The sequence below is a fragment of the Micavibrio sp. TMED2 genome (assembly GCA_002168225.1).
Classification (GTDB): domain Bacteria; phylum Pseudomonadota; class Alphaproteobacteria; order TMED2; family TMED2; genus TMED2.
Map to the genome: position 1 here is coordinate 389,247 of NHBH01000001.1, position 19,338 is coordinate 408,584.

The 19,338-nt window shown below is 59.1% G+C and carries 19 protein-coding genes; 11 read left to right on the forward strand and 8 right to left on the reverse strand.

The genetic code is table 11. The features are described from left to right. The first annotated feature begins 67 nt into the window (after positions 1-67). From CBB62_01965 to CBB62_01975, 3 genes are all read left to right on the forward strand, one after another. On the forward strand, positions 68-1,252 hold the full coding sequence (locus tag CBB62_01965) for a hypothetical protein (protein ID OUT41152.1): 1,185 nt from the start codon (positions 68-70) through the stop codon (positions 1,250-1,252). A gap of 124 nt (positions 1,253-1,376) precedes the next feature. Further along, positions 1,377-2,558, forward strand: coding sequence for a hypothetical protein (locus CBB62_01970; GenBank protein OUT41153.1), 1,182 nt, complete (start codon positions 1,377-1,379; stop codon positions 2,556-2,558). 96 nt (positions 2,559-2,654) lie between these two features. Next, positions 2,655-3,161: a hypothetical protein gene (locus tag CBB62_01975; GenBank protein ID OUT42589.1), complete on the forward strand. Its 507-nt coding sequence runs from the start codon at positions 2,655-2,657 to the stop codon at positions 3,159-3,161. 13 nt (positions 3,162-3,174) lie between these two features. Here the strand turns inward: CBB62_01975 and CBB62_01980 are convergent, their stop codons facing one another. The 3 genes from CBB62_01980 to CBB62_01990 form a co-directional block, all read right to left on the reverse strand. Then, entirely contained in the window at positions 3,175-3,867 is a 693-nt protein-coding gene (locus CBB62_01980) for a YggS family pyridoxal phosphate enzyme (GenBank protein OUT42590.1), read from the reverse strand. Between the two features lie 57 nt (positions 3,868-3,924). Continuing rightward, complete coding sequence (locus CBB62_01985; protein ID OUT41154.1) at positions 3,925-4,770, reverse strand: hypothetical protein; 846 nt, start codon at positions 4,768-4,770, stop codon at positions 3,925-3,927. A 210-nt stretch (positions 4,771-4,980) separates the two neighbouring features. After that, entirely contained in the window at positions 4,981-6,105 is a 1,125-nt protein-coding gene (locus CBB62_01990) for a hypothetical protein (GenBank protein ID OUT41155.1), read from the reverse strand. A 515-nt stretch (positions 6,106-6,620) separates the two neighbouring features. Here CBB62_01990 and CBB62_01995 point away from each other — a divergent pair. Both CBB62_01995 and CBB62_02000 read left to right on the forward strand, forming a co-directional pair. Further along, positions 6,621-7,217, forward strand: a complete 597-nt coding sequence (locus tag CBB62_01995) for a hypothetical protein (GenBank protein ID OUT41156.1) — start codon at positions 6,621-6,623, stop codon at positions 7,215-7,217. Between the two features lie 69 nt (positions 7,218-7,286). Then, on the forward strand, positions 7,287-8,297 hold the full coding sequence (locus tag CBB62_02000; protein ID OUT41157.1) for a hypothetical protein: 1,011 nt from the start codon (positions 7,287-7,289) through the stop codon (positions 8,295-8,297). Positions 8,298-8,318: 21 nt separating this feature from the next. On the opposite strand, the gene CBB62_02005 is transcribed toward CBB62_02000, so the two are convergent. Next, positions 8,319-9,536, reverse strand: coding sequence for a hypothetical protein (locus CBB62_02005; GenBank protein OUT41158.1), 1,218 nt, complete (start codon positions 9,534-9,536; stop codon positions 8,319-8,321). 299 nt (positions 9,537-9,835) lie between these two features. Here CBB62_02005 and CBB62_02010 point away from each other — a divergent pair, with 299 nt between their 5' ends. The 5 genes from CBB62_02010 to CBB62_02030 all read left to right on the forward strand — a co-directional run bounded on the left by CBB62_02010 (position 9,836) and on the right by CBB62_02030 (position 15,110). Then, complete coding sequence (locus CBB62_02010; protein ID OUT41159.1) at positions 9,836-10,969, forward strand: hypothetical protein; 1,134 nt, start codon at positions 9,836-9,838, stop codon at positions 10,967-10,969. Positions 10,970-11,109: 140 nt separating this feature from the next. After that, entirely contained in the window at positions 11,110-12,684 is a 1,575-nt protein-coding gene (locus CBB62_02015; GenBank protein ID OUT42591.1) for a hypothetical protein, read from the forward strand. Positions 12,685-12,687: 3 nt separating this feature from the next. Continuing rightward, a complete protein-coding gene (locus CBB62_02020; GenBank protein ID OUT41160.1) occupies positions 12,688-13,311 on the forward strand; it encodes a hypothetical protein in 624 nt (207 codons plus the stop codon). Positions 13,312-13,323: 12 nt separating this feature from the next. Beyond that, positions 13,324-14,445: a hypothetical protein gene (locus tag CBB62_02025; GenBank protein OUT41161.1), complete on the forward strand. Its 1,122-nt coding sequence runs from the start codon at positions 13,324-13,326 to the stop codon at positions 14,443-14,445. A 101-nt stretch (positions 14,446-14,546) separates the two neighbouring features. Then, positions 14,547-15,110: a hypothetical protein gene (locus CBB62_02030; protein OUT41162.1), complete on the forward strand. Its 564-nt coding sequence runs from the start codon at positions 14,547-14,549 to the stop codon at positions 15,108-15,110. A gap of 15 nt (positions 15,111-15,125) precedes the next feature. On the opposite strand, the gene CBB62_02035 is transcribed toward CBB62_02030, so the two are convergent. The 3 genes from CBB62_02035 to CBB62_02045 all read right to left on the reverse strand — a co-directional run bounded on the left by CBB62_02035 (position 15,126) and on the right by CBB62_02045 (position 17,682). Then, positions 15,126-16,199: a hypothetical protein gene (locus CBB62_02035; GenBank protein OUT41163.1), complete on the reverse strand. Its 1,074-nt coding sequence runs from the start codon at positions 16,197-16,199 to the stop codon at positions 15,126-15,128. A 92-nt stretch (positions 16,200-16,291) separates the two neighbouring features. Beyond that, positions 16,292-16,957: a hypothetical protein gene (locus CBB62_02040; protein ID OUT41164.1), complete on the reverse strand. Its 666-nt coding sequence runs from the start codon at positions 16,955-16,957 to the stop codon at positions 16,292-16,294. Next, a complete protein-coding gene (locus CBB62_02045; protein ID OUT41165.1) occupies positions 16,954-17,682 on the reverse strand; it encodes a hypothetical protein in 729 nt (242 codons plus the stop codon). The genes CBB62_02040 and CBB62_02045 overlap by 4 nt, the downstream gene beginning before the upstream one ends. 18 nt (positions 17,683-17,700) lie before the next feature. Between CBB62_02045 and CBB62_02050 the strand changes: the two genes are divergently transcribed. Beyond that, positions 17,701-18,126, forward strand: coding sequence for a hypothetical protein (locus CBB62_02050; protein ID OUT41166.1), 426 nt, complete (start codon positions 17,701-17,703; stop codon positions 18,124-18,126). Positions 18,127-18,149: 23 nt separating this feature from the next. On the opposite strand, the gene CBB62_02055 is transcribed toward CBB62_02050, so the two are convergent. After that, positions 18,150-19,109 carry a hypothetical protein gene (locus CBB62_02055; protein ID OUT41167.1) on the reverse strand — a complete coding sequence of 320 codons (960 nt, stop codon included), beginning with the start codon at positions 19,107-19,109 and terminating at the stop codon, positions 18,150-18,152. Positions 19,110-19,338: the final 229 nt, after the last annotated feature.

Here is a 19,338-nt window from a genome sequence, read left to right on the forward strand (position 1 = left end):
GGTAGCCAATAGTGCGGTTCAAGATCACGTCAACTGCGCTCATTTTTTCGTTATAAGCACGTTATCAATGGAAAACCCGAATACCCGTACTGACGGAAGAACCGTTGAAAACCCAGCCTCACCAATGGTGCGTGCGCGGATACAGGCGCGGTTGATCGGTGATTTGCGCCGGGGTGATCCAATCCTCATCAAGGGCGATCCGGCGGCGGATGATGCCTGGTTGGCATTGCCCTTGGAAACCGCCAGCGAGGCTTCGCTTGCCGAATGGTCAGCGCTGCTCGGTGCTGCCGTGCCCCGTGCCTTGCTGATCAGCGGTGAACGGGCGGCATTGCTGGCAACCGGTGCCATGCCATCACCGGAAATCCGGCAGTCGGGATCGATCCTGCTGCCGATTGCCGAGAACGGTACTGGCATACAGGCGATTATCGAGGCACTGCAGACGCTGGCCGGTCTGACCCAGAAGCCGCGTCCCTTCGGGCACCATATCGGCCTGTCGGCCCCGGCCGTGCTCGATACGGTCATTACCCTGCTCAAACGGGGGTTCCTGATCCCGGCAGCACTGGTCTGGCAGGTGCCGGTCGAGCGGATTGCCGAGCTTGAGGCCATGGCGGTCCTGACCACGGAGGCCATCAGCGGCGACGCACTGGCGAACCAGCCGGTGGTGGTGCGCCAGACGGCGAGTGCCGATGTGCCCCTGAAGCTGGCGGAAAACTGCCGGATCAGCGTTTATCGCACCATTGGTGATGGTCGCGACCATGTGGCGATTGAAGTGACCGGCAAGCAACCGGCGACGGAGATACCGCTGGTGCGGGTTCATGCCGAGTGCTTTACCGGTGACCTGCTCGGTTCACTGCGCTGTGACTGTGGTGATCAGCTGCGTGGCGCCATTGCCCATATGGCGGAAAATGCCGGTGGGCTGTTGATCTATACTGCACAGGAAGGCCGGGATATCGGTCTTGCCAACAAGATGCGCGCCTATCGCCTGCAGGATACCGGGCTGGATACGATCGATGCCAATCTGGCGCTCGGCTTTGCCGCCGATGAGCGCGCCTATGACCTCGTGGCGACCATCCTTCGCGATATGGGGCACGGCAAGATCCGCCTGCTCACCAACAACCCGGACAAGATTGCCCAGCTGCGCAGCGCCGGGATCGATGTGGTGGAGCGGATTGGCCATCATTTCGACAGTAACCCGCTCAACCACGCCTATATCACCGCCAAGCAGCAAAGAGGCGGGCACCTAACCGACTGATTCGACGTAAAGAGTCGGAAAACCCCCGATTTCTGGCATGAAATATGCTTCTCGATTCGCAGAGGAAAACTGCGCGTTCCGGCAAGCGGCCATGACGCGCGTTGCGAGCTTTTGAGGGCTGGGGATGAATTTCGAGACCGGATATGGCGAGGTATGGGCTGCCCGACGCAATCCAGATGTCAGGCAGGCCGCCGGGAATATGCAACCGGCAGAGCAGCAAGCGTCCGATGACGACATGTCATTCTGGGATTTTCTGGATGTGGTCAATCCGCTCCAGCATATCCCGTTCGTCAATACCGTCTATCGCGAGCTGACCGGCGATACCATCAAGCCGAGTACACAGATGGCTGGCGGCATGCTGTTCGGCGGGCCATTTGCCATGGTTGGCGGTGCCTTTAATGCGATGTTCGAGCAAACCGGCGGCAGTGATATGGCCAGCACCATGCTGGCGGCGCTGGATGGCGATACGGCTGTTGAGGTCGAGACGTTGCCCCCGCAGGAAGGGCTCCCACAGGAAGGATCGCCGCAGGAAACTGCCGGTTCGGTCATGCTGGCCAGTGCCGATAGAACTGCTGAGACCGCCGATGGCCATGTGCATCATGCCTTGGACAATACCCTCGGTGACAGTGGTGATGCCATGGCGCAGCAGGTGCTGGTCGCCGCGGCCGATGCCTATGCCAGTGAAAAATCCATGGATTCCTTCCTGATGTTGGCATCCGGTGCCGCTGCTACGCCAGCTGTCCCTGGGGTAGCACCCATGACCGCGCCACGCGCACCGGCGGGCACGATCCAGATGGCGGATACGCCGATTGCTGAAGATGTGGCAGAGGAAAGTGAAGAGGCTGAGGGTGACAGCCCGGCACTGCAGTTGGCGAGCCTCGACAGCGAGGACCGGCCAAGCCGCCGCCAGCCACGGACCATCGCCGCCGCCGATGCCAATGCGATCCCGCTCGATATGGATGACGTCCGTCGCTACAACCGCACCATGCCGCTCCATGCCGGTGCCAGTAGCCACAAGGCTGAAATCAAGGCTGCCGAGGTAGCGCAAGCCGCCGCCCGACTGGCTGCAGCTAAGGCAGAAGAGGCGAAGTTGCAGCAGGCCAGCGCCGGTGAGGGTGATGTTGCCGCTAACGCCGCACCTGCCGTTGCCACGACGGTCAACACGCCAAAACCCGCCGCCCCGGCCAGCGTCAATATTACCGACCCGTTTGGCCGTAATATATCAGCGAATAATCTGGCCGATAAAATGCGTCAGGCGCTTGAGAAATATCAGGCCAGCAACAGCCTGTATCGTCCGGGCATCTGAATACCGGCTCTCTGACAGGATCGCCTTTTCATTGTGATCGAGATTACCGTTACCGTTTCGCAGTCCGATGCCACCCATGGGCGGTTCGAGGCCAGACTGGCCGCGGGTCCGATCTCCGTGCCCTGCTCTATCGGGCGAGGCGGTGTTCTGCCTGCCGCGGACAAGCGTGAGGGCGATGGCGCAACACCGCTTGGTCGCTGGCCCCTGCGCCATGTGTTCTATCGTGCCGACCGGATCGTTAAGCCGAAAACCCATGTACCGCTGAGTGCTATCGAGGCGGATATGGGCTGGTGCGATGAGGCGGATCACCCGGATTACAACCGTCTGGTGCGCCTGCCCTTTGCCGCCAGCCATGAGGAAATGGCGCGACAGGATCATGTTTATGATCTGGTGGTGGTGCTCGGCCATAATGATGACCCGCCGGTCGCCGGGATGGGCAGTGCCATATTCTGGCATCTGAAACGTGGCGAGGGCGCACCGGAGAGCTGGTCTCCAACTGCAGGCTGCATTGGTACCACCCTTGAGGTGTTGTATCAGGTTCTGGCGGAATGCGATGAAACCACCGCCATTACGGTCAAATTGGCGGAACAGCCGCAAACCTGATCCGGACCGCTGATTATTTTCGGCGTTCGCCAAACAGGGCGCTGCCGACCCGAATATTGGTGGCCCCCATGCGGATGGCGAGTTCGTAATCCGCGCTCATGCCCATGCTGAGGCCCGACAGACCCAGCTTTTTCGCCCAATCGGCGAGCAGGGCAAAATGCAGTGCTGGTGGCTCATCAACCGGCGGAATGCACATCAAGCCGACGATATTCAGGCCGAGGGTCTCGGTACAGGTTTTGTAGAGCGCTTCCAGATCCGCGCCCGGCAGAACACCTGCCTTCTGTTCCTCGGCGCCGGTATTGACCTGAATATAGCAGGGCAGGTGCCGGTCCTGTGCGGCCATTTCATCGGCCAGCTTGCGGGCCAGTTTCTCCCGGTCCACGCTTTCGATCACATCGAACAGGGCAACCGCTTCCTTGACCTTGTTGGTTTGCAGCGGGCCGATCAGATGCAGGGTCAGGTCCTTGTGCTGGCCACGCCGTTCGCTCCAGCGTTCCATTGCCTCCTGAACCCGGTTTTCACCGAAAACCCGTTGCCCGGTCTTGAGTGCCGCATCGATACGGGCATCCGGCTGAACCTTCGAGACCGCAACCAGTGTCACATCATCCGGGCTGCGTTTGGCATCTCTGGCGGCGTCAAAAATCGCTGTGCGGGCAGCACTGAAATTCTCGCTGACCTGTTGCTCAATATCGGCGTCGGCTGTCATGGTCGCATCCATAAGGTGTCTCACGAGGCTCCGGTTGAGAGGGCTTGCTTGGTAGTATCAGAAGCGTGGCGCACCATCGGCAGTCAGGTAGTCATACCGTTCCATGACCGCGCGGTGATCATTGATGATCTGTTCCGCCTGTGCGTCACTTAATTCATCGCGCCAGCCGCCGGTCTTGCCTTTACGGAAGAACTTATCGGCCTTTTTCGACTTTTCAATGAAGCCGGTCTTGGTTTCCTGCTTCGACAGCTCCTTGAAGGAGGAGAAGCTGATCGCTCGGCGCAGACGTTCCTCATTCTTCGGCAGGCCGAGGAATTTCACCAGCTTGCCGAAGGCTTTTTCCGGCTGCCGGTGCATGTCTTCATAGCGCAGGACGAGACGGTTCAGGCCCTCGGCATCGGCCCATGAGGTGACATGATCGGACCAGCTGCCCAGAACGTTGAAGGCGAGGGTTTCGGTCGTGCTCAACTGGTTCATCGGTGCGCGCATCGCTTCGATCGCCTGATCATAGTCGATGCCAACATGGTGAGCGTAGGAAACACAGACATCGAGCGGGTTGCGGACAATATAGATGCCGCCCTCGGTTACCCGTGGCTCAATGGTCGGCACCTCATTGGTAAAGCCCATGGCGGAATGGGTTTTGACAAATACGGTATTGGGCGATGAGGCGGCGATCAGCTGCTGCACTTTCGGACGCAGCTGATTCAGTTCTTCATCACTGATCTCGGTGCGTGGCTTGCGGGCGATCTGCTCGTAGAACTCGAGCCGGTATTCGGCAAAGGCTAAATTGCTCAGCTTGTTGATGTCTACCGGCTCAGGCGGGTTCAGGAACAGATTGGCGAGAAACGCTCTGGTCCAGGTATTGCCGGATTTCGGGTAGGAGGCGAGCCAGAGAATGCCCATGGGGTAAAACCGATCAGTGTTGGGTGTAATCTGCGGCTAGGTATAGCGATCCGGCAGGCGATGGGAAAGCGCTCATCGGCGATTATCTGGAGATAAGCTGCTGCCGGCACTTACCCAGCCAGATACCGGAATGCGGACATAAAGAAAGGGTGGCTCGAGACCGAGCCACCCTCACTTATAAGATCGACGATTTGTCGCTGTCTTCCAGGATTAGAAGGACAGAGCCAGACCGGTGGTCAGGTAGAAACCGTCGTTGTCGTTACCAGCTTCACCGTCAAATTCGGTGTAGCCAAGGGTACCGAGAACGCTGACGCCTGGTCCAATTGCGTAGCTGACAGAACCAGCATAGCTATCGTGCTCGTCATCACCAGCGATAAAGACATCGCCGTCGGTTTCGCCGTGGTAGTAGGTCACAGAGAAGCCAAGAGCGCCGGTCTCGTAAGACAGACCAACATCATAGCCCATACCTTCGGTGGTGCGGGTACCAGCGATAGCACCTTCGGTGATATCAGCATAAGAACCGCCGAGGGTGAAGCCGCCGAAGCCAACATTCAGGCCGAGGCTGAAGGCTTGGAAGTCGTCAATGGAACCGCCGGTTGGAGCAGCTGCGTCTGGAGCAGATGCATAGTAGTAACCACCAGCAGCAGCAAGATCGAAGCCGCTGAAGCTGTTGACGTAGTTCAGGCCAACAGAGAAGCCATCAGTATAATCGGCTTGCTCGGTGGTCAGAGAGTTACGGTCACCACCGGTTGTGTCGATGTCGGGCAGGTAAGAAACACCGAACTGGAAGCCAGAGAAGCGTGGCGTAAAGTAGGTGATTTTCTGACCGTCGTCGTCACCAGCTGGGGTGATGAAGGTAGAACCGAAAACGGTGCGGAACATGCCGCCGCCGGTTGGGTTGGAAATGTGATGGTATTGTGAACCAGAGTTGATCGGCAGACCAACGTTTGGAGCAGCATAGTGCATCAGGTAAGCAGCGTCGTTTTCAGAACCGATAACGAAACGGCCGAAAGAACCTTCAACGAAAGCAAAGCTCTCATCGATCTGGTCGCCAAAAGTGTTAGCTTCGAGCTGAACCTGAACGCCAACTTGCAGACCGTTGTCGAGGGTGGTTTTACCATTGAAGATGATCTCAGAGTTTGACCATTGCTCAAAGGTCTGAGTGTCAACGCCTGATGCGTCGTCATTGTCTTGGTAACCGAACCACTGGTTCATAAAACCGCCAACGCTGATTTCGATTGGATCAGCAGCGTGGGCAGGAGCTGCGAACATGCCAGCCGCGACGATCGCGGAGGTGCCGAGCAGAAGTGCCTTTTTCATGGACTTACCCCTCATAAAGGACGTTTAAAAAATTCACGGCTGTTACACCGTATTAGTCTTGGACGATGGGTTACCCCCGTTTCCGGAGATACCCGCTGGCAGATACTTGATCTGGGCGAGAACGTGTCGACCCATCGTTGCAATGCCAAGCATCAACTAAGCTTTTGCCATGTTAGGGTCAACACACCCGAAACCAGTTTGTCGTGGACGGCCATGCCGTGTGGCAACAGTGTCACAGGTTCCGTTGTAGCGGTTATGCAACAAACTCTAAAAACACATATTTATCAATAGAATAAGGCGAAATTAACCAAGTGTCAGTTTGTGTGCTCAAAACGATGCAAATGGATCACACCCGGTTACAGCCCGTGTCGGGAGGGACACTTTAAAAACTTTCAAATCGGCGTCGTCAGCAGGGGTGCGGACACATCTTTATCAGGAAACAGCATATTATATGCAATGCGACTTTGGCTTTATCGCCGGAACCTATTATATAAGCCACAGCAATAACCAACCGGCACCGGAATTGACCCATGGCCCTGACGTTGAACACCGCCCACAGACATTCGCATGCACCTGATCTGAAGGCAATTGCCCGCACCTTTGCCGTGCTTCTGTTGCTGCCGGTGCTGGCGGCCTGTTCATCAAATCTCGCCGGTGACGGTTCAACCGAGTATCCGGGACAGTCACCCTATAACAGCCCGAGCTTCCAGGGTCCCGAGGGCAGCCTGCTTGGCTCCGATGGCCTGTCGCTTTTCGGTGGCAATAATGGCGGCGAGGGCGGTGGTGTCGGTGGCGGTGCCGGAATTGGCGTCAACGCCTTCCTGTGGCGCGCCTCGCTGGATACGGTTTCCTTCATGCCGGTCACCTCTGCCGACCCGTTTGGCGGGGTGATCATCACCGACTGGTATTCCCCGAGCGAAAGCCCCGATGAGCGATTCAAGCTGAATATCTACATCCTTGATCGCCAACTCCGCGCCGATGGCCTCCGGGTTGCGGTGTTCCGGGAAGTGCGTGCCGGTGACGGCTGGGCCAGCGCTGAGGTTTCCGACGGTACGGCAGCACAGCTTGAGGACACGATCCTGACCCGCGCCCGTCAGCTGCGCGTCAATCAGCAGGCCGCCAACTAGGTCGGTGCTTTCCCGCCGGATGCCCGCATGCATCCGGTCCCTTGATCCGTTACCTCGCGGACTGATCCCATGACTGACAGTGACGCCAGTGCGACTGGCGGTGCGCCCGGCGGTACAAATGGCGGTGCCGACGAAGCGGTAAAGCCGGTTCTGAACAGAAGCGGCATGCCGGTGGTTGAACCATCGCTGGCCAAGGCGCTGCTGTGGCTCGGTCTTGCCATGATCGGCTTCCAGGGCATCAATGCGATGATCAAGGAAGTCACCCAGTATATGCACCCGTTCGAGGTGGTGTTCTGGCGCAACCTGTTTGCGGTTTGCCTGATCCTGCCCTTCCTGATCGCCCGCCATGGCCGCCATGCCCTGACCCTGCAGCGCCCGAAACCGATCATCCTGCGCGGTGTTGTTGAGTTCATCACCATGGCTTGCGTCTTTACCGCTTTCAGCGGCATGCCGCTGGCCGAGGCGACTGCGATCATGTTCACCATGCCGATCTGGATCACGGTCGGTGCCGGGCTGTTTCTTGGTGAAGACATTCGCATGCGTCGCTGGATTGCCACCCTGATCGGGTTCTGCGGCATGCTGGTGATCGTGCGCCCCGGTGCGGGTGAGGTGACCTATTACGCCGCCGCCGCCATGATCGCCGCGGTGCTGATCGCGGTGTCGAGCCTGATCCTGCGTAAGGCAAGCCAGACCGACAGCCCCGGGCGCATCATCTGCTGGATGTCGCTGGTCGTGACACCATTCGGCTTCATCGCTGCCCAGCCCCATTGGCAGGGCATGACCCTTGAAATCGCCGGTATGCTGGCCATTGCCGTATTGTTCGGTACGCTCGGTCATTACAGCCAGACCCAGAGCTATCGTTTCGGTGAGGCGTCGCAACTGGCGCCCTATCGCTATGCCGAGCTGATCATGGCGGCGGTGATCGGTCTGGTGATCTTCGGTGAATGGCCGAGCATCTATACCTATATTGGCGGTGCGATCATTGCCGGGTCGGGTGTCTATATCGCCCATCGCGAGCATGTGCTGGAGAAGCGCTCCAAGGCCCGGGCCAGCAAGGCCTTGACCGAAGAGAAGATCTGACCCTTAACGCAGGCTTCTGGTTTAGAGGCTGTCCAGTGCCTGCACCAGATCGCCGATCAGGTGATCCGCATGTTCCAGCCCGATTGACAGCCGCAGCAGGTCATCCGCTGCGCCATAATCCGGCCCCTCGATCGTATGACGATGCTCGATCAGCGTCTCCGGTCCGCCGAGCGAGGTGGCGGCGATAATCACCTTCAGCTTCTCAATCACGCTCAGGGCAGCTTCAGAACTGCCGGTGACATGAAATGACATGAGCGCGCCAAAGCCGCCGGGCATCTGGCGTTGGGCAAGGTCATGATCGGGATGGCTGGTCAGGCCCGGATAGTTTACCCGGTGCACCTTGGGATGCTGTTCCAGCGCCTCGGCAACCGCTTGCGCCGATTGGCAGCTGCGCTCGACCCGGACGGCCAGTGTGCGCAGACCGCGACCGAGCAGCCAGGCGCCGAAGGGATTGAGCACAGCCCCGCCGAGTTTGCGCTCAAGGCGCAGGGCGGTCCAGATCGGGTGATCGGTCTGGATGGTCGTCACCAGCCCGGCCAGCACATCGGAATGACCGTTCAGTGACTTGGTCGCGGAATGAAACACCAGATCGGCACCGAGATGGAGCGGGCGGCTGAGCAGCGGCGGGGCGACGGTGCCATCCACTGCCACCACCGCGCCAACCCCATGGGCCTTGGCGGCAATCGCGGCAATATCGAGAATGTAGAGATAGGGGTTCGAGGGCACTTCGATCCAGACCAGATCGGTTGGCTGGTCCAGTGCGGCATCGAGGCTGTCCGCCTGATGCGGATCGAACCAGACAATCTCGGCGGCATTGGCGGCGACCAGTGTTTCCACCAGTTTCACCGTGCCGAAATACATCGAGCGCTGGATTACCAGCCGCGCCCGGCGACCCTGCTGTCCGGCAACCGCAATCGCCGCCCGCATGATCGCGGTGATCCCGGCCATGCCGGACCCGAACAGCATGGCCTCGGCCTTGCTGTCGGCCCCTGCCTCGAGTTTTGCCAGCACGGTTTCGACCTGTGCCACCGTCGGGTCTTCGTCCCGGATATAGGTGCCGCCATGGGACGGGAGTTGGTACTGCGCATCACGGGCATAGGTCGTGGCCGGATAGATCGGCGGGATGACGCTGCCGGTCGGGGCGTCGATATAATGGTCGAGCTGGGCCAGCAGGGTGGTTTGTTCGGCCAGAATATCGGCTGGTAAAGCGGACTGACGGGATGCTGCTTGGTCGCTCATGGGCTGTTGTCGCCTGTTGCTAAAGGGTCGCCGATGGGAAGTTAAGGGCGAGGAGTGATCGAAGAAAGCAGACAATCATGAGCCGATCACCCAAAACAAGTGACAAGCTGTCATGGCTGCCGGTTTCCGGTCCTGCAATCCCTTCTGTATGGGGCGTTTTGTCAGGAAGTCGCTGATTGAGAAACGTGTAAACTAATTGGCGGGTTTTTGACGGCTTAAATTGCCGCATCGGGTTAAGGCTGGTAGGTTATTCCGGTCGCATTCGTGATTTTCTATATTTCTCTCAGGGCCACTGTCACATGTCTGATACCCAACCTTCCGTGCCATCCATTACCACGACCGCTGTTGCCACGGCGCAAGCCGAGGAAACCGCACTCAGCCCGGACGTGGCGCTGGTGTCCAAGATCAAGGGCGAGATCGACCTCGCCGACCGGGCTCAGCTGATCTCCTTCGGTGATACGGCACAGCGGGAAGTGGCGGCATTCGCCGACCGTATCCTGTCGGAAACCCTGAACAAGGATACCGGTCCGGTCGGTAACCTCCTCAGTGACATGATGCTGAAGGTCAAGGGGCTTGACCCGAAAAGCCTTGATAAGCTTGGCTTCTTCGAGCGGATTTTCGGCGGGCTGAAAGCCAAGGTTGAGCGGTTCAAATCCCAGTTCACCACGGTTGCCGCCCAGATCGACCGGATTGCCATCGAATTGCAGAGCCAGCAGGAAATCCTCAAGCGCGACATCGCCATGCTCGACGGTCTGCATGGCAAGAATCTCGACCAGATGAAGATGCTCGAGGCCTTCATCGTGGCCGGTACCGAATATGTCGAGGAAGCGCGGACCAAATTGCTGCCCGAGCTGGAACAAAAGGTACAAAGCGCCGGTGAGGGCGCTGAGGGACAGCTGGCGGCGCAAGCGCTCAACGATGCCCGTCAGGCGCTGGAGCGGCTGGAGAAGAAAATCCACGATCTGAAACTGAGCCGGGTGATTGCCCTGCAGGCCCTGCCGCAGATCCGTCTGGTCCAGAGCGGTAATGCGACCCTGGTTGAAAAACTGCAAAGCTCGGTTGCGACCACGATCCCGACCTGGAAAAACCAGATGACCATCGCGCTCGCCATCCATCGCCAGCGTGAGGCGCTGGAGCTGCAGAAGAATGTCTCCGAGGCCACCAACCAGATGCTGCGCGACAATGCCGAACGGCTGCGGGCCGGTACGGTTGAGGTCGAGCAGGAAAGCCAGCGCGGCGTGGTCGATATCGAGACCCTGACCAAGGTGAATGACGAGCTCATCGGCACCATCAATGATGTTCTGCGGATTCAGGAAGAGGGCAGACAGCAGCGCAAGGCGGCAGAAGTCGAGATGAAGCGCATTGAGGGTGAGTTGAAGGATACGCTGGCACAGGCTGCGGCCCGGCAACAAGACGGAAAACCGGCCGCCTGATCGGTATGGTTGGGACGAGGTAAACACTCATGTCTGCTGACAAGAATCCCTGGGGACCCCGCAAATCCGGCAATCGTGGCCAATCGGGTCGCCGCAAGACGTTTCCGCAACTGCTGCTGATGGCGGCGGGCATCCTCATCATGGTGTCTGCCCTGTCCAATATCTTTATGGACAGCGTCATCAATGATCTGACAGCGGAAAGTCCCGGCAAGCTCGGTCGGGCCTTCGTGATCTATTCCGGGTCCGAGAACAAGAGTCTGGAGCCGATTGTCACTGAATACTGTCAGGACCAGAACGTGTTGTGCGATGTCCAGTACAAGGGCTCGCTCGATATCGGCATGGCGGTGGAGCAAGGGGTCGAGCAGATCGATGCGGTCTGGCCTGCCAACGGCATCTGGATCGACATGTTCGACCGCTCGCGGCGGGTCAAGCATCTGGCCTCGATCAGTCGCTCGCCGGTTATCCTCGGCGTGCGGAAGTCGAAGGCGGCAGAGCTGGGCTGGATCGATGCCGATGTCTCCATGGATGATATTGTCCGGGCGGTCACCGAGGGACGGCTCCGGTTCCTCATGACCTCGGCCACGCAATCCAATTCCGGTGCCGGTGCCTATCTCGCCATGCTGTCGGCCACGGTCGGCAGCGATGCCGTTCTGACCGCTGCTGATCTCGAGCTGTCGGATACCCAGCAGAAGATCAAATCCCTGCTGCATGGGGTGGCGCGCAGTTCCGGGTCATCCGGCTGGTTGCGCGATCTGTTCCTGAAATCCGATGCCGAGGGCGTCAAATACGATGCCATGTGGAATTACGAGGCCATTCTGGCGGAAACCAATCGCAGCTTGCGTGAGCGTAACAGCGAGTTGCTCTGGGCGGTCTATCCGACCGATGGCGTTGCCTTTGCCGACAGTCCGCTCGGTTTTGTCGATCGTGGGCAGGAGGCCGGTTTTGAAGAGTTCTTCCTGTCCCTGCAGGAATATCTGCTGAGTGAAAAGGTCCAGAGCCAGCTGGTCGCCGCCGATCGTCGGGTCGCGCTGGGCCGGGCCAATGCGGTGGGTACACCTGACCCGAGCTGGAATTTCGATCCCCGGCGGTTTGTGACCGCCATCCGTATGCCGGAGCCGGATGTGGTGCGCCGGGCGCTGATCCTGTATCAGGAAACCCTGCGCCGTCCGTCGCTGACCATCTATTGCCTTGATTTCTCCGGCAGTATGGAAGGCCGCGGCGAGGCTGACCTGAAACAGGCGATGAGCCTGTTGCTGACCCCGTCGCGGGCGCGTGAGGTACTGATTCAGGCGGGATCACAGGACCGGTTCATGGTCATTCCGTTTGATAACGACCCGCGTGACGTGATTGATGGTACCGGCTCGCCCGAGGATCAGGCCCGCCTGCTCTCGGCGATCAACCGGGAAATGTCCGGTGGCGGCACTAATATCTATGCCTGTGTCCGCCGGGCGCTGGAGGAAATGCGCACGATAACGGATTTCGAGAACTACCTGCCAGCGGTCGTGCTGATGACCGATGGACGTTCCGATGGCGATGTGGCGGAGATTACCTCTGCCCGCCGTGGTCTTGTCGGTGATGTACCGGTTTTCGGTATCACCTTCGGCAATGCCGATCGCAGTCAGGTTGACCGGCTGGCCGATCAGACCAGTGCCCGGGTGTTTGACGGCACCAAATCGCTGGTCAGTGCCTTCCGTACAGCGCGTGGATATAACTGATCTATGGCCCGGCGCAGTGTTCTGACAGATAACCGCGATCTGATCGCCGGGGCGGTCGGTGGCGGCTTTGCCCCGCTGGCGACATTCCTGTTCGGGTTGCCGATCTATGCCACACTGCCCGGGGCGCTGCTGGTGTTTTTCGGTACCCGGCTGATTTTGACGCCCAAGGCCTTTTTCGAGGACCTGCCAAAGGGCGAGTTCAGCGAGGCCCGTATCGATCTTGCCCGTGATGTGCTGATTGCGGCGGATCACGCTCTGGCCAGTCTCGCCGCCACGGTTGAACATCTGCGCAATGAGGCGGTGCAGGACAAGCTGCTGCATCTGCACCGCATCGCCAGCGAGGTGGTGAGCGAGGTCGAGCGTGACCCGGAACGTCTGATGCAGGTGCAGCGTCTGCTGACCTATTACCTGCCGGCGGCGAGCCGCTTGTCCACCGGCTATCTCGCCCTTGAGCGCAAGCGTAACCCAAACCCTGAACGGGTGGCGGAAACCGAGGCGATGATTGCCCGTCTGGACAAGATTTTTGATGATTATGCCGACCGTCTGGTGATGCCGGAGGTCGAAGGATTGGACGTTGAGCTTCGTCTGTTGGATGATGCGATACGGGATGAAGAGTTCAAGGCTTAGAACGGCTGGATTATGGGTATCAACAGACGACAGATGGGCCTCGGCCTGCTCGCCACCGGGATCGGCGGGACCGCTGCCTATTCCTTGCTGTCCGATGGTGATCTGGCGGCGCTGGTCACCGGTCAGCATGCCGACCCGATTGACCTCTGGGGCTTCATTGGTGGTGAGAAGGCCGATTTCATCCGCAATCCGCAGGTGGTGGCGCATCTGAAACGTGCCCATGGCCTGACGATCGATGCCCGCCGTGCCGGCTCCGTGGAAATGGTCAGCGAGCAGCAGATATTCGGTCAGGGGCCGGATTTCCTCTGGCCCTCCAGCAGCGTCATGGTCGAGATGGCCCGGCAACACGGTGTGCCGGTGCGCCGGGATCAGGTGATCTTCAACTCCCCGATCGTGCTCTACAGCTGGCTGCCGATCGTGCAGGCGCTGATGGCCGAGGGCATTGTCGAGGAGCGCAAGCCGGATTTCTTTGTCGTTGACCTCAAACGTCTGATCGAGGCGGTGATCGAGGGGCGGAGCTGGGCATCGCTCGGCGTCGACCGGCTCTATGGACAGGTCATCATCAACGCCACCGATCCGACCAAATCCAACAGCGGTTTCATGTTTGCCGGGCTGGTGGCCAATCTGCTCAGCGACGGTGTGGCGACCACGGACGGTATCGGACGGCATCTGGATGCCATTGACCATCTGTTCGAGCGCATGGGTTACAAGGAGCATTCGAGCGGCAAGCTCTGGAACAGCTATCTCAACGAAGGCATGGGTGGCAAACCGCTGGTCATCGGCTATGAGAACCAGTTGATCGAATTCGTGCTCGGCCAGCCCGACAGCTGGTCACGGATTAGGACCTCGCCGATGCGCCCGGTGGCGCTCTATCCCGAGCCGACGGTTTATTCTGCCCATCCGCTGCTCAGTCTGAACCAGAATGCCGACCGATTGATTGCCGCGCTGAAGGACCCGGTTATTCAGGATATGGCATGGTCCGATCACGGATTCCGTGGCCAGCTCGGCGGGGCGGGCAATGCCGATCTCGGTATTCCCGGTGTGCCGAGCCAGCTCGACCTGATCGCGCCGATGCCCGATGCCCGGGTCATGGTGGCGGTGCTGGACAGCATGCGGTCCTTATCGACACTTTAATGATGTTGAAACCGGCTTGATGTTAAATGGGTTCTTGGAGATCATGTGACATCAAACTATCCTGAGAAAATCACGTTCACAGACTCCCGCTGGCTACCATAATGACTGACGACGAACGCATGACCGGACAAGAATCCTCCCGGACACACCATCCTTCGGATGACCTGTCTGAACCGGCATCGACGGTTGAGGTCATCCCGGCCGACATAAACCTGAAAATGAAAATGGGTGGCCGTCCGGGGCGTCGGGGCCAGATCAGTGCCGATGCGATTGCCAAGGCCGAGAAGGCAGTTAAGAAGGTCGGTGAGAACTATATCGAGGTCGGTCGGTCGCAGGTAGCAACACTGATCGGCCAGTTTGCTGCCGTCCGTGCCAATCCCAAGGATGCGCGAAGTGCCATCACCCAGGTGGCCATGACCGCACGGGAAATCATGGGACAGGCAAAAACCTGTGGCTACAGCCTGCTGACCAATGTGGCCGAATCCCTGTACAAGTTTCTGGCTGACCGGTCATCACTGGGCCCGAAGGAAATGGCCTTCGCCGAGGCGCATCTGGGTGTGATGCAGAATGTCGTGGCCCATGATCTGGGCGGCGATGGCGGTCCGGTGGGCAAGGAATTGCTGCAGTCTCTGGCGATTGCCAAGCAGAAACTGACCAAAACCTGATCCTGAATTTGAAACTCAGCTATCCGTACCCTCACCCGGGGGCTGTATGGGTGGCAGCATGATCGGCCCTTGTGGTGCGATCGGTTGCTGGCCGTGCTTCTGATAGGTTTTGGCCAGATTGATAATATCCGGATTGGGCAGTGCAGTCAGGCCGATGGTCATCTTGACCGCCTCGACCAGATCCTTCAGCAGCATCACATCCATATCGCTGATCTGGTCCGTATGGCGCGCGATCATCTGTATCTGTTCGCGCAGGCTGCGGGCCAGTTCGACCATGGCCAGATTGTCCAATTGTTCGCCGATACGCTGGATGTCACGGAGCAGGCTTAGCATGACACGGAACCAGCCGCGTATCTGCTTCGATCCGGCGGTGTTATCCGCGCTCGCCTGCTGGTCGAAATGCGCTTCCAGTACCAGATGGCTCAAGACCCCGAGTGACTGGGCATGTTGCTCCAGCCGTGCGCCGATGATGGCTTCGACCGCATTCTTGATGGTCTGGCCGGCACCGCCATCGGTGGTTGGTTCGCCGGTAATCTGCTGCAACAGGGTATTGGGCACGGCCAACTGGTCGATGGTCGAGGGGCGGTCATCATCGAGCCGCCGGTCCGGGCCGACATAGTCGCTGGTGACGATGAATGGTCGCCGGTGAATGGCGACATATTCGATCCGCTCGCCAAGGGTCCGGGCGGTGATCGGCTTAACGATCACATCGTCGGCGCCCTGACGGATCAGGCTCGTGATATGGCGGCCCTCGACCGATCGTGTGGTGACAATAATGACCACAAACGGGTTGCTGCCGATCCGGCCATGGCGGATGGCATCGATAAAGCTACCGAGTGATTGGGTTATCTGTTCGTCGATAATGATCAGATCGGGAATGATCCCGTCGGTCGGACAGGCCTGATCAGCGGGGGCAAGTGTGGATTTCAGTGTGGCCAGATCATTGACGGCGCTGACATTCTGGCACCCCATGCCATTGATGGCATCGGTGAAGCGATCACATTCCGCATTGTCGCCGTCGGCAATCAGAACGCGCGCGTTCTCGAAACCACCGGAACCCGGACTGATTGTGCCACTGATGATCGCCAAAAGCGCCTCCCCATTCCCCGATAGGAAGTATACACCAGATCATTTCGGAACCCCATAAAAACTCTTGCGACAATAATAGGGTAAGAGGGGTATCAGGCAGTATTTACGGCTATGTGTTTTTGGCGAAAACGGTTTTGGTAATGCTGGCGCAGATCGGCGCGGTCATCCACATCGGTTTTTGTGCTGATCAGGGCCGCGCGATGCCGGGGTTGCAGGCATTGCATTGTATCGGCGCGGGCATGGTCGGTGGACCAGCGAACCGGGTTCAGGCGCGGGCAGTGACGGCTTGTGCCGAGCCATGGGCGTCCACGCCAGCCGATCAGCCAGTAACCGCCATCTGTGGTTGGCCCCAGCACCATGTCATGGCTACGCAGGGCGGATAGCGCATGGTGAATATCCGCTGTCCTGATATCGGGGGTGTCGCTGCCGATCACGATCACCGGCTGTTGTGGTGCACCGAGCCTCAGCAGGCGCTGCATCCGGTCACCGAGATCGCCGCTCCCCTGATCGACCAGCTGCCAATCACGGATTGGCAATACCCGGCGGGCAAGGCGCCAATCCTGCTTCGGGATCAGGGATAGCCGGGTTTGCCATGGCCGGCTTCTGCCACCAAGTTCGCGGAGCAGGCGTCGGAGCGCATGGCGCTGGAAATTGGCGGCGGTGGCCTTCGAGGTGCTGGCGGCCAGCCGGGTTTTGCCGCGGCCATAGCGTGGAAACCGCGCCATAATCACCAGTATGGGTTTCTGCCTCACGGTCATTCGGCAACATCGTAATAGCGGCGGGTGATGTCCTCGATCGGCACGCCGTTGAGGAAGTCGCGCAGGCAGTCGAGATTGCGCATGGCCCGTTTCAGATAACCATCGCGCTGATATCGTTCCGGTGACGTTATAATGCTTGTCTTTAATGGCCTCAGGCTGCCTCGACCATGGGCTTTCACCAGCTTGCGGACCAGTTCCACATCTTCCATCAACGGCCATATGGGATAGCCGCCGATATCATCATACAGCCAGCGCGGGATCAGCAGTCCCTGATCACCATAGGGCAGGGCGAATATCCGGCTGCGCAGATTGGCGCCATGGGCAATCAGCCGGGCGCGCCAGTCATTGCTGTTGAATCTGAGGCTGGCATAGCCTGCGCTGTCCGGGAAGCTCTGCCGGTGGTCACGGATGGCAGCACCAAACCCACGCGGTAGGCGGCTGTCGCCATGGAGGATCAGCAGCCAGGCACCATGGGCGGCGAGCGCCCCGGTATGGAGCTGCTGGCCCCTGCCCTTGGGGCCGGAGAGCACTCGGGCGCCGTACTGCACGGCTAGCGGTTTGACATAATCATCATAACCGGCATTACTGATGATTATTTCGGCTCCGTTACATTCCCGCTTCAGGTCATCAAACAGACCGCTGATCGATTGACTGGCCCGCCAAGTGGGGATGATGATAGACAGATCGACCAAATTCGTGGGTCCCGGCAGCTGTGAACTGGGCATGGGTATTATGTGGCTACGATGACAGTAACGCTCGAAGCGCTGTATAGCTCAAAAATTCTGTCGCTTGCGGCATCGATAACCCGCAACCGTTTGCCGGATGACGCCGATGTGGTGGTCAGTCGCCGCAGTGCGGTTTGCGGCTCCGGCATTCGGGTCGGTCTGTGTTTTGATCATGAACGGCAGATTGCCGATTATGGCCATGAGGTGCAGGCCTGCGCCCTCGGGCAGGCATCGGCGGCGATTGTTGCCAGCCACTGCATCGGGCTGACCGCCGCCGCTCTTGCTGACGCCATGGCGCAGATGGAGGCGATCCTGCGCGGTGAGGTGCCGGAAGAACTGCTATGGCCGGATATGGCCGTGCTTGCGCCTGTCCGGGACTTCCCGCCGCGTCACGATGCGGTGCTGCTGCCATATCGGGCGCTGACCGACGCCTTCATGCAGTAGGTGCGTGCGGCAAGCAGCAGCGATCAGGCCTCTGCCTCGGCATTCTCGTTCACGGTTTCGGTGATGTCATAGCCGTAATGGGTCAGCTCATCGGAAGCCAGCTTCAGAATGGTTTGCAGATGATCGGCGTTGAAGACGTTTTTCCAGTCACCGACCACGCCCTTGCGGAAGAAGCTGTCGCGGTTTTCCTCGCCGCGCTTGCGGCCCTTGGCCAGCGTCTCGAAGCTGCCTGAATCAAGGCAGGTCTGGACGCTGTCGTCACTGTCATCGACCTCAAGGAACTGCATGACCTTGCGCATGGTTTCCATCGGCTCTGCATGCAAGTCTTCATAGCGCAGGGTATGGATGACGTTGGGATTGGCCTTCTGGAACCGCGCCGTATCATTCACCGCCCGGCGCCAGGTCTCGACGAAAGGCTCGATCACTTCTTCCGGTTGTTCCCGGCGGTTGGTGTTCAGCCCCTCGCGGTACAGGCGCTGGGCCTGATGGAAGGTCGAGGTGCAGGCATCCCGAACGTCGCGCACGATATTGACGAAACGGGCCTGCGGGAACACATGGTGCAGATAGTCGATGCTCTGGGTATAAAGTGGGGTCTTGTCGCCGATCCATTTGGCGCCCGGCTTCACATCCACGTTAAGCAGGACCATGCCGATCATAGTGCGCAATATGAACTGCACATCCCGGCGCACCAGCGGTTGGGTATAGGTGGCGCGCTCATTGTAGATAAAGCCGTTGGTCTTGCCCATTTTGTCATTGTATTCGGCAATCATCTTGTGGATCGGACGGCCGAACCAGTCGGTGAAGTGCCCCTCGCCACCGCAATGGATTTCCGGGTGTCCGTTGAGTGCCAGCTGAACCCAGGTGGTGCCGCTCTTCGGCGCGCCACAGACAAATAGCAACGGCTGCTTCAGAATCTCCGAGATCGCTTCCTGCTGGGCGTCAAAATAGGCCGGGAAATCTTTGCTGCTATCGGGTATGCTCATGGGTGATCCGCCTCGGTTTCGTGCTGGTTTACGGACGACTCGGGCGGGGGCCGCGCGGTTGAGTCAGTTGCTGTGCCACCTTTTAAGGACAGGAACCGGATGAGGCAAGCGGTGAAAACCATTCAGCTGGTCAAGTTCTGCCGGGTTTCGTGACGATTTCTCCACACCGGCCGCTTTGTTTGACCCTGAACCCCCGGCAGCCGCTTGATCGGTGCCGAAGGTATTATTC

Excerpts from the sequence above, each read along its gene's own strand:
- CBB62_02040 (OUT41164.1), bottom strand. The coding sequence starts at position 16,957 with ATGACCGTGAGGCAGAAACCCATACTGGTGATTATGGCGCGGTTTCCA.
- CBB62_02020 (OUT41160.1), top strand. The coding sequence starts at position 12,688 with ATGGCCCGGCGCAGTGTTCTGACAGATAACCGCGATCTGATCGCCGGG.
- CBB62_02005 (OUT41158.1), bottom strand. The coding sequence starts at position 9,536 with ATGAGCGACCAAGCAGCATCCCGTCAGTCCGCTTTACCAGCCGATATT.
- CBB62_02000 (OUT41157.1), top strand. The coding sequence starts at position 7,287 with ATGACTGACAGTGACGCCAGTGCGACTGGCGGTGCGCCCGGCGGTACA.
- CBB62_01980 (OUT42590.1), bottom strand. The coding sequence starts at position 3,867 with ATGACAGCCGACGCCGATATTGAGCAACAGGTCAGCGAGAATTTCAGT.
- CBB62_01990 (OUT41155.1), bottom strand. The coding sequence starts at position 6,105 with ATGAGGGGTAAGTCCATGAAAAAGGCACTTCTGCTCGGCACCTCCGCG.
- CBB62_02015 (OUT42591.1), top strand. The coding sequence starts at position 11,110 with ATGGTGTCTGCCCTGTCCAATATCTTTATGGACAGCGTCATCAATGAT.
- CBB62_01965 (OUT41152.1), top strand. The coding sequence starts at position 68 with ATGGAAAACCCGAATACCCGTACTGACGGAAGAACCGTTGAAAACCCA.
- CBB62_01995 (OUT41156.1), top strand. The coding sequence starts at position 6,621 with ATGGCCCTGACGTTGAACACCGCCCACAGACATTCGCATGCACCTGAT.
- CBB62_02055 (OUT41167.1), bottom strand. The coding sequence starts at position 19,109 with ATGAGCATACCCGATAGCAGCAAAGATTTCCCGGCCTATTTTGACGCC.
- CBB62_02050 (OUT41166.1), top strand. The coding sequence starts at position 17,701 with ATGACAGTAACGCTCGAAGCGCTGTATAGCTCAAAAATTCTGTCGCTT.
- CBB62_02025 (OUT41161.1), top strand. The coding sequence starts at position 13,324 with ATGGGTATCAACAGACGACAGATGGGCCTCGGCCTGCTCGCCACCGGG.
- CBB62_02045 (OUT41165.1), bottom strand. The coding sequence starts at position 17,682 with ATGCCCAGTTCACAGCTGCCGGGACCCACGAATTTGGTCGATCTGTCT.
- CBB62_01970 (OUT41153.1), top strand. The coding sequence starts at position 1,377 with ATGAATTTCGAGACCGGATATGGCGAGGTATGGGCTGCCCGACGCAAT.
- CBB62_02010 (OUT41159.1), top strand. The coding sequence starts at position 9,836 with ATGTCTGATACCCAACCTTCCGTGCCATCCATTACCACGACCGCTGTT.
- CBB62_02030 (OUT41162.1), top strand. The coding sequence starts at position 14,547 with ATGACTGACGACGAACGCATGACCGGACAAGAATCCTCCCGGACACAC.
- CBB62_01985 (OUT41154.1), bottom strand. The coding sequence starts at position 4,770 with ATGGGCATTCTCTGGCTCGCCTCCTACCCGAAATCCGGCAATACCTGG.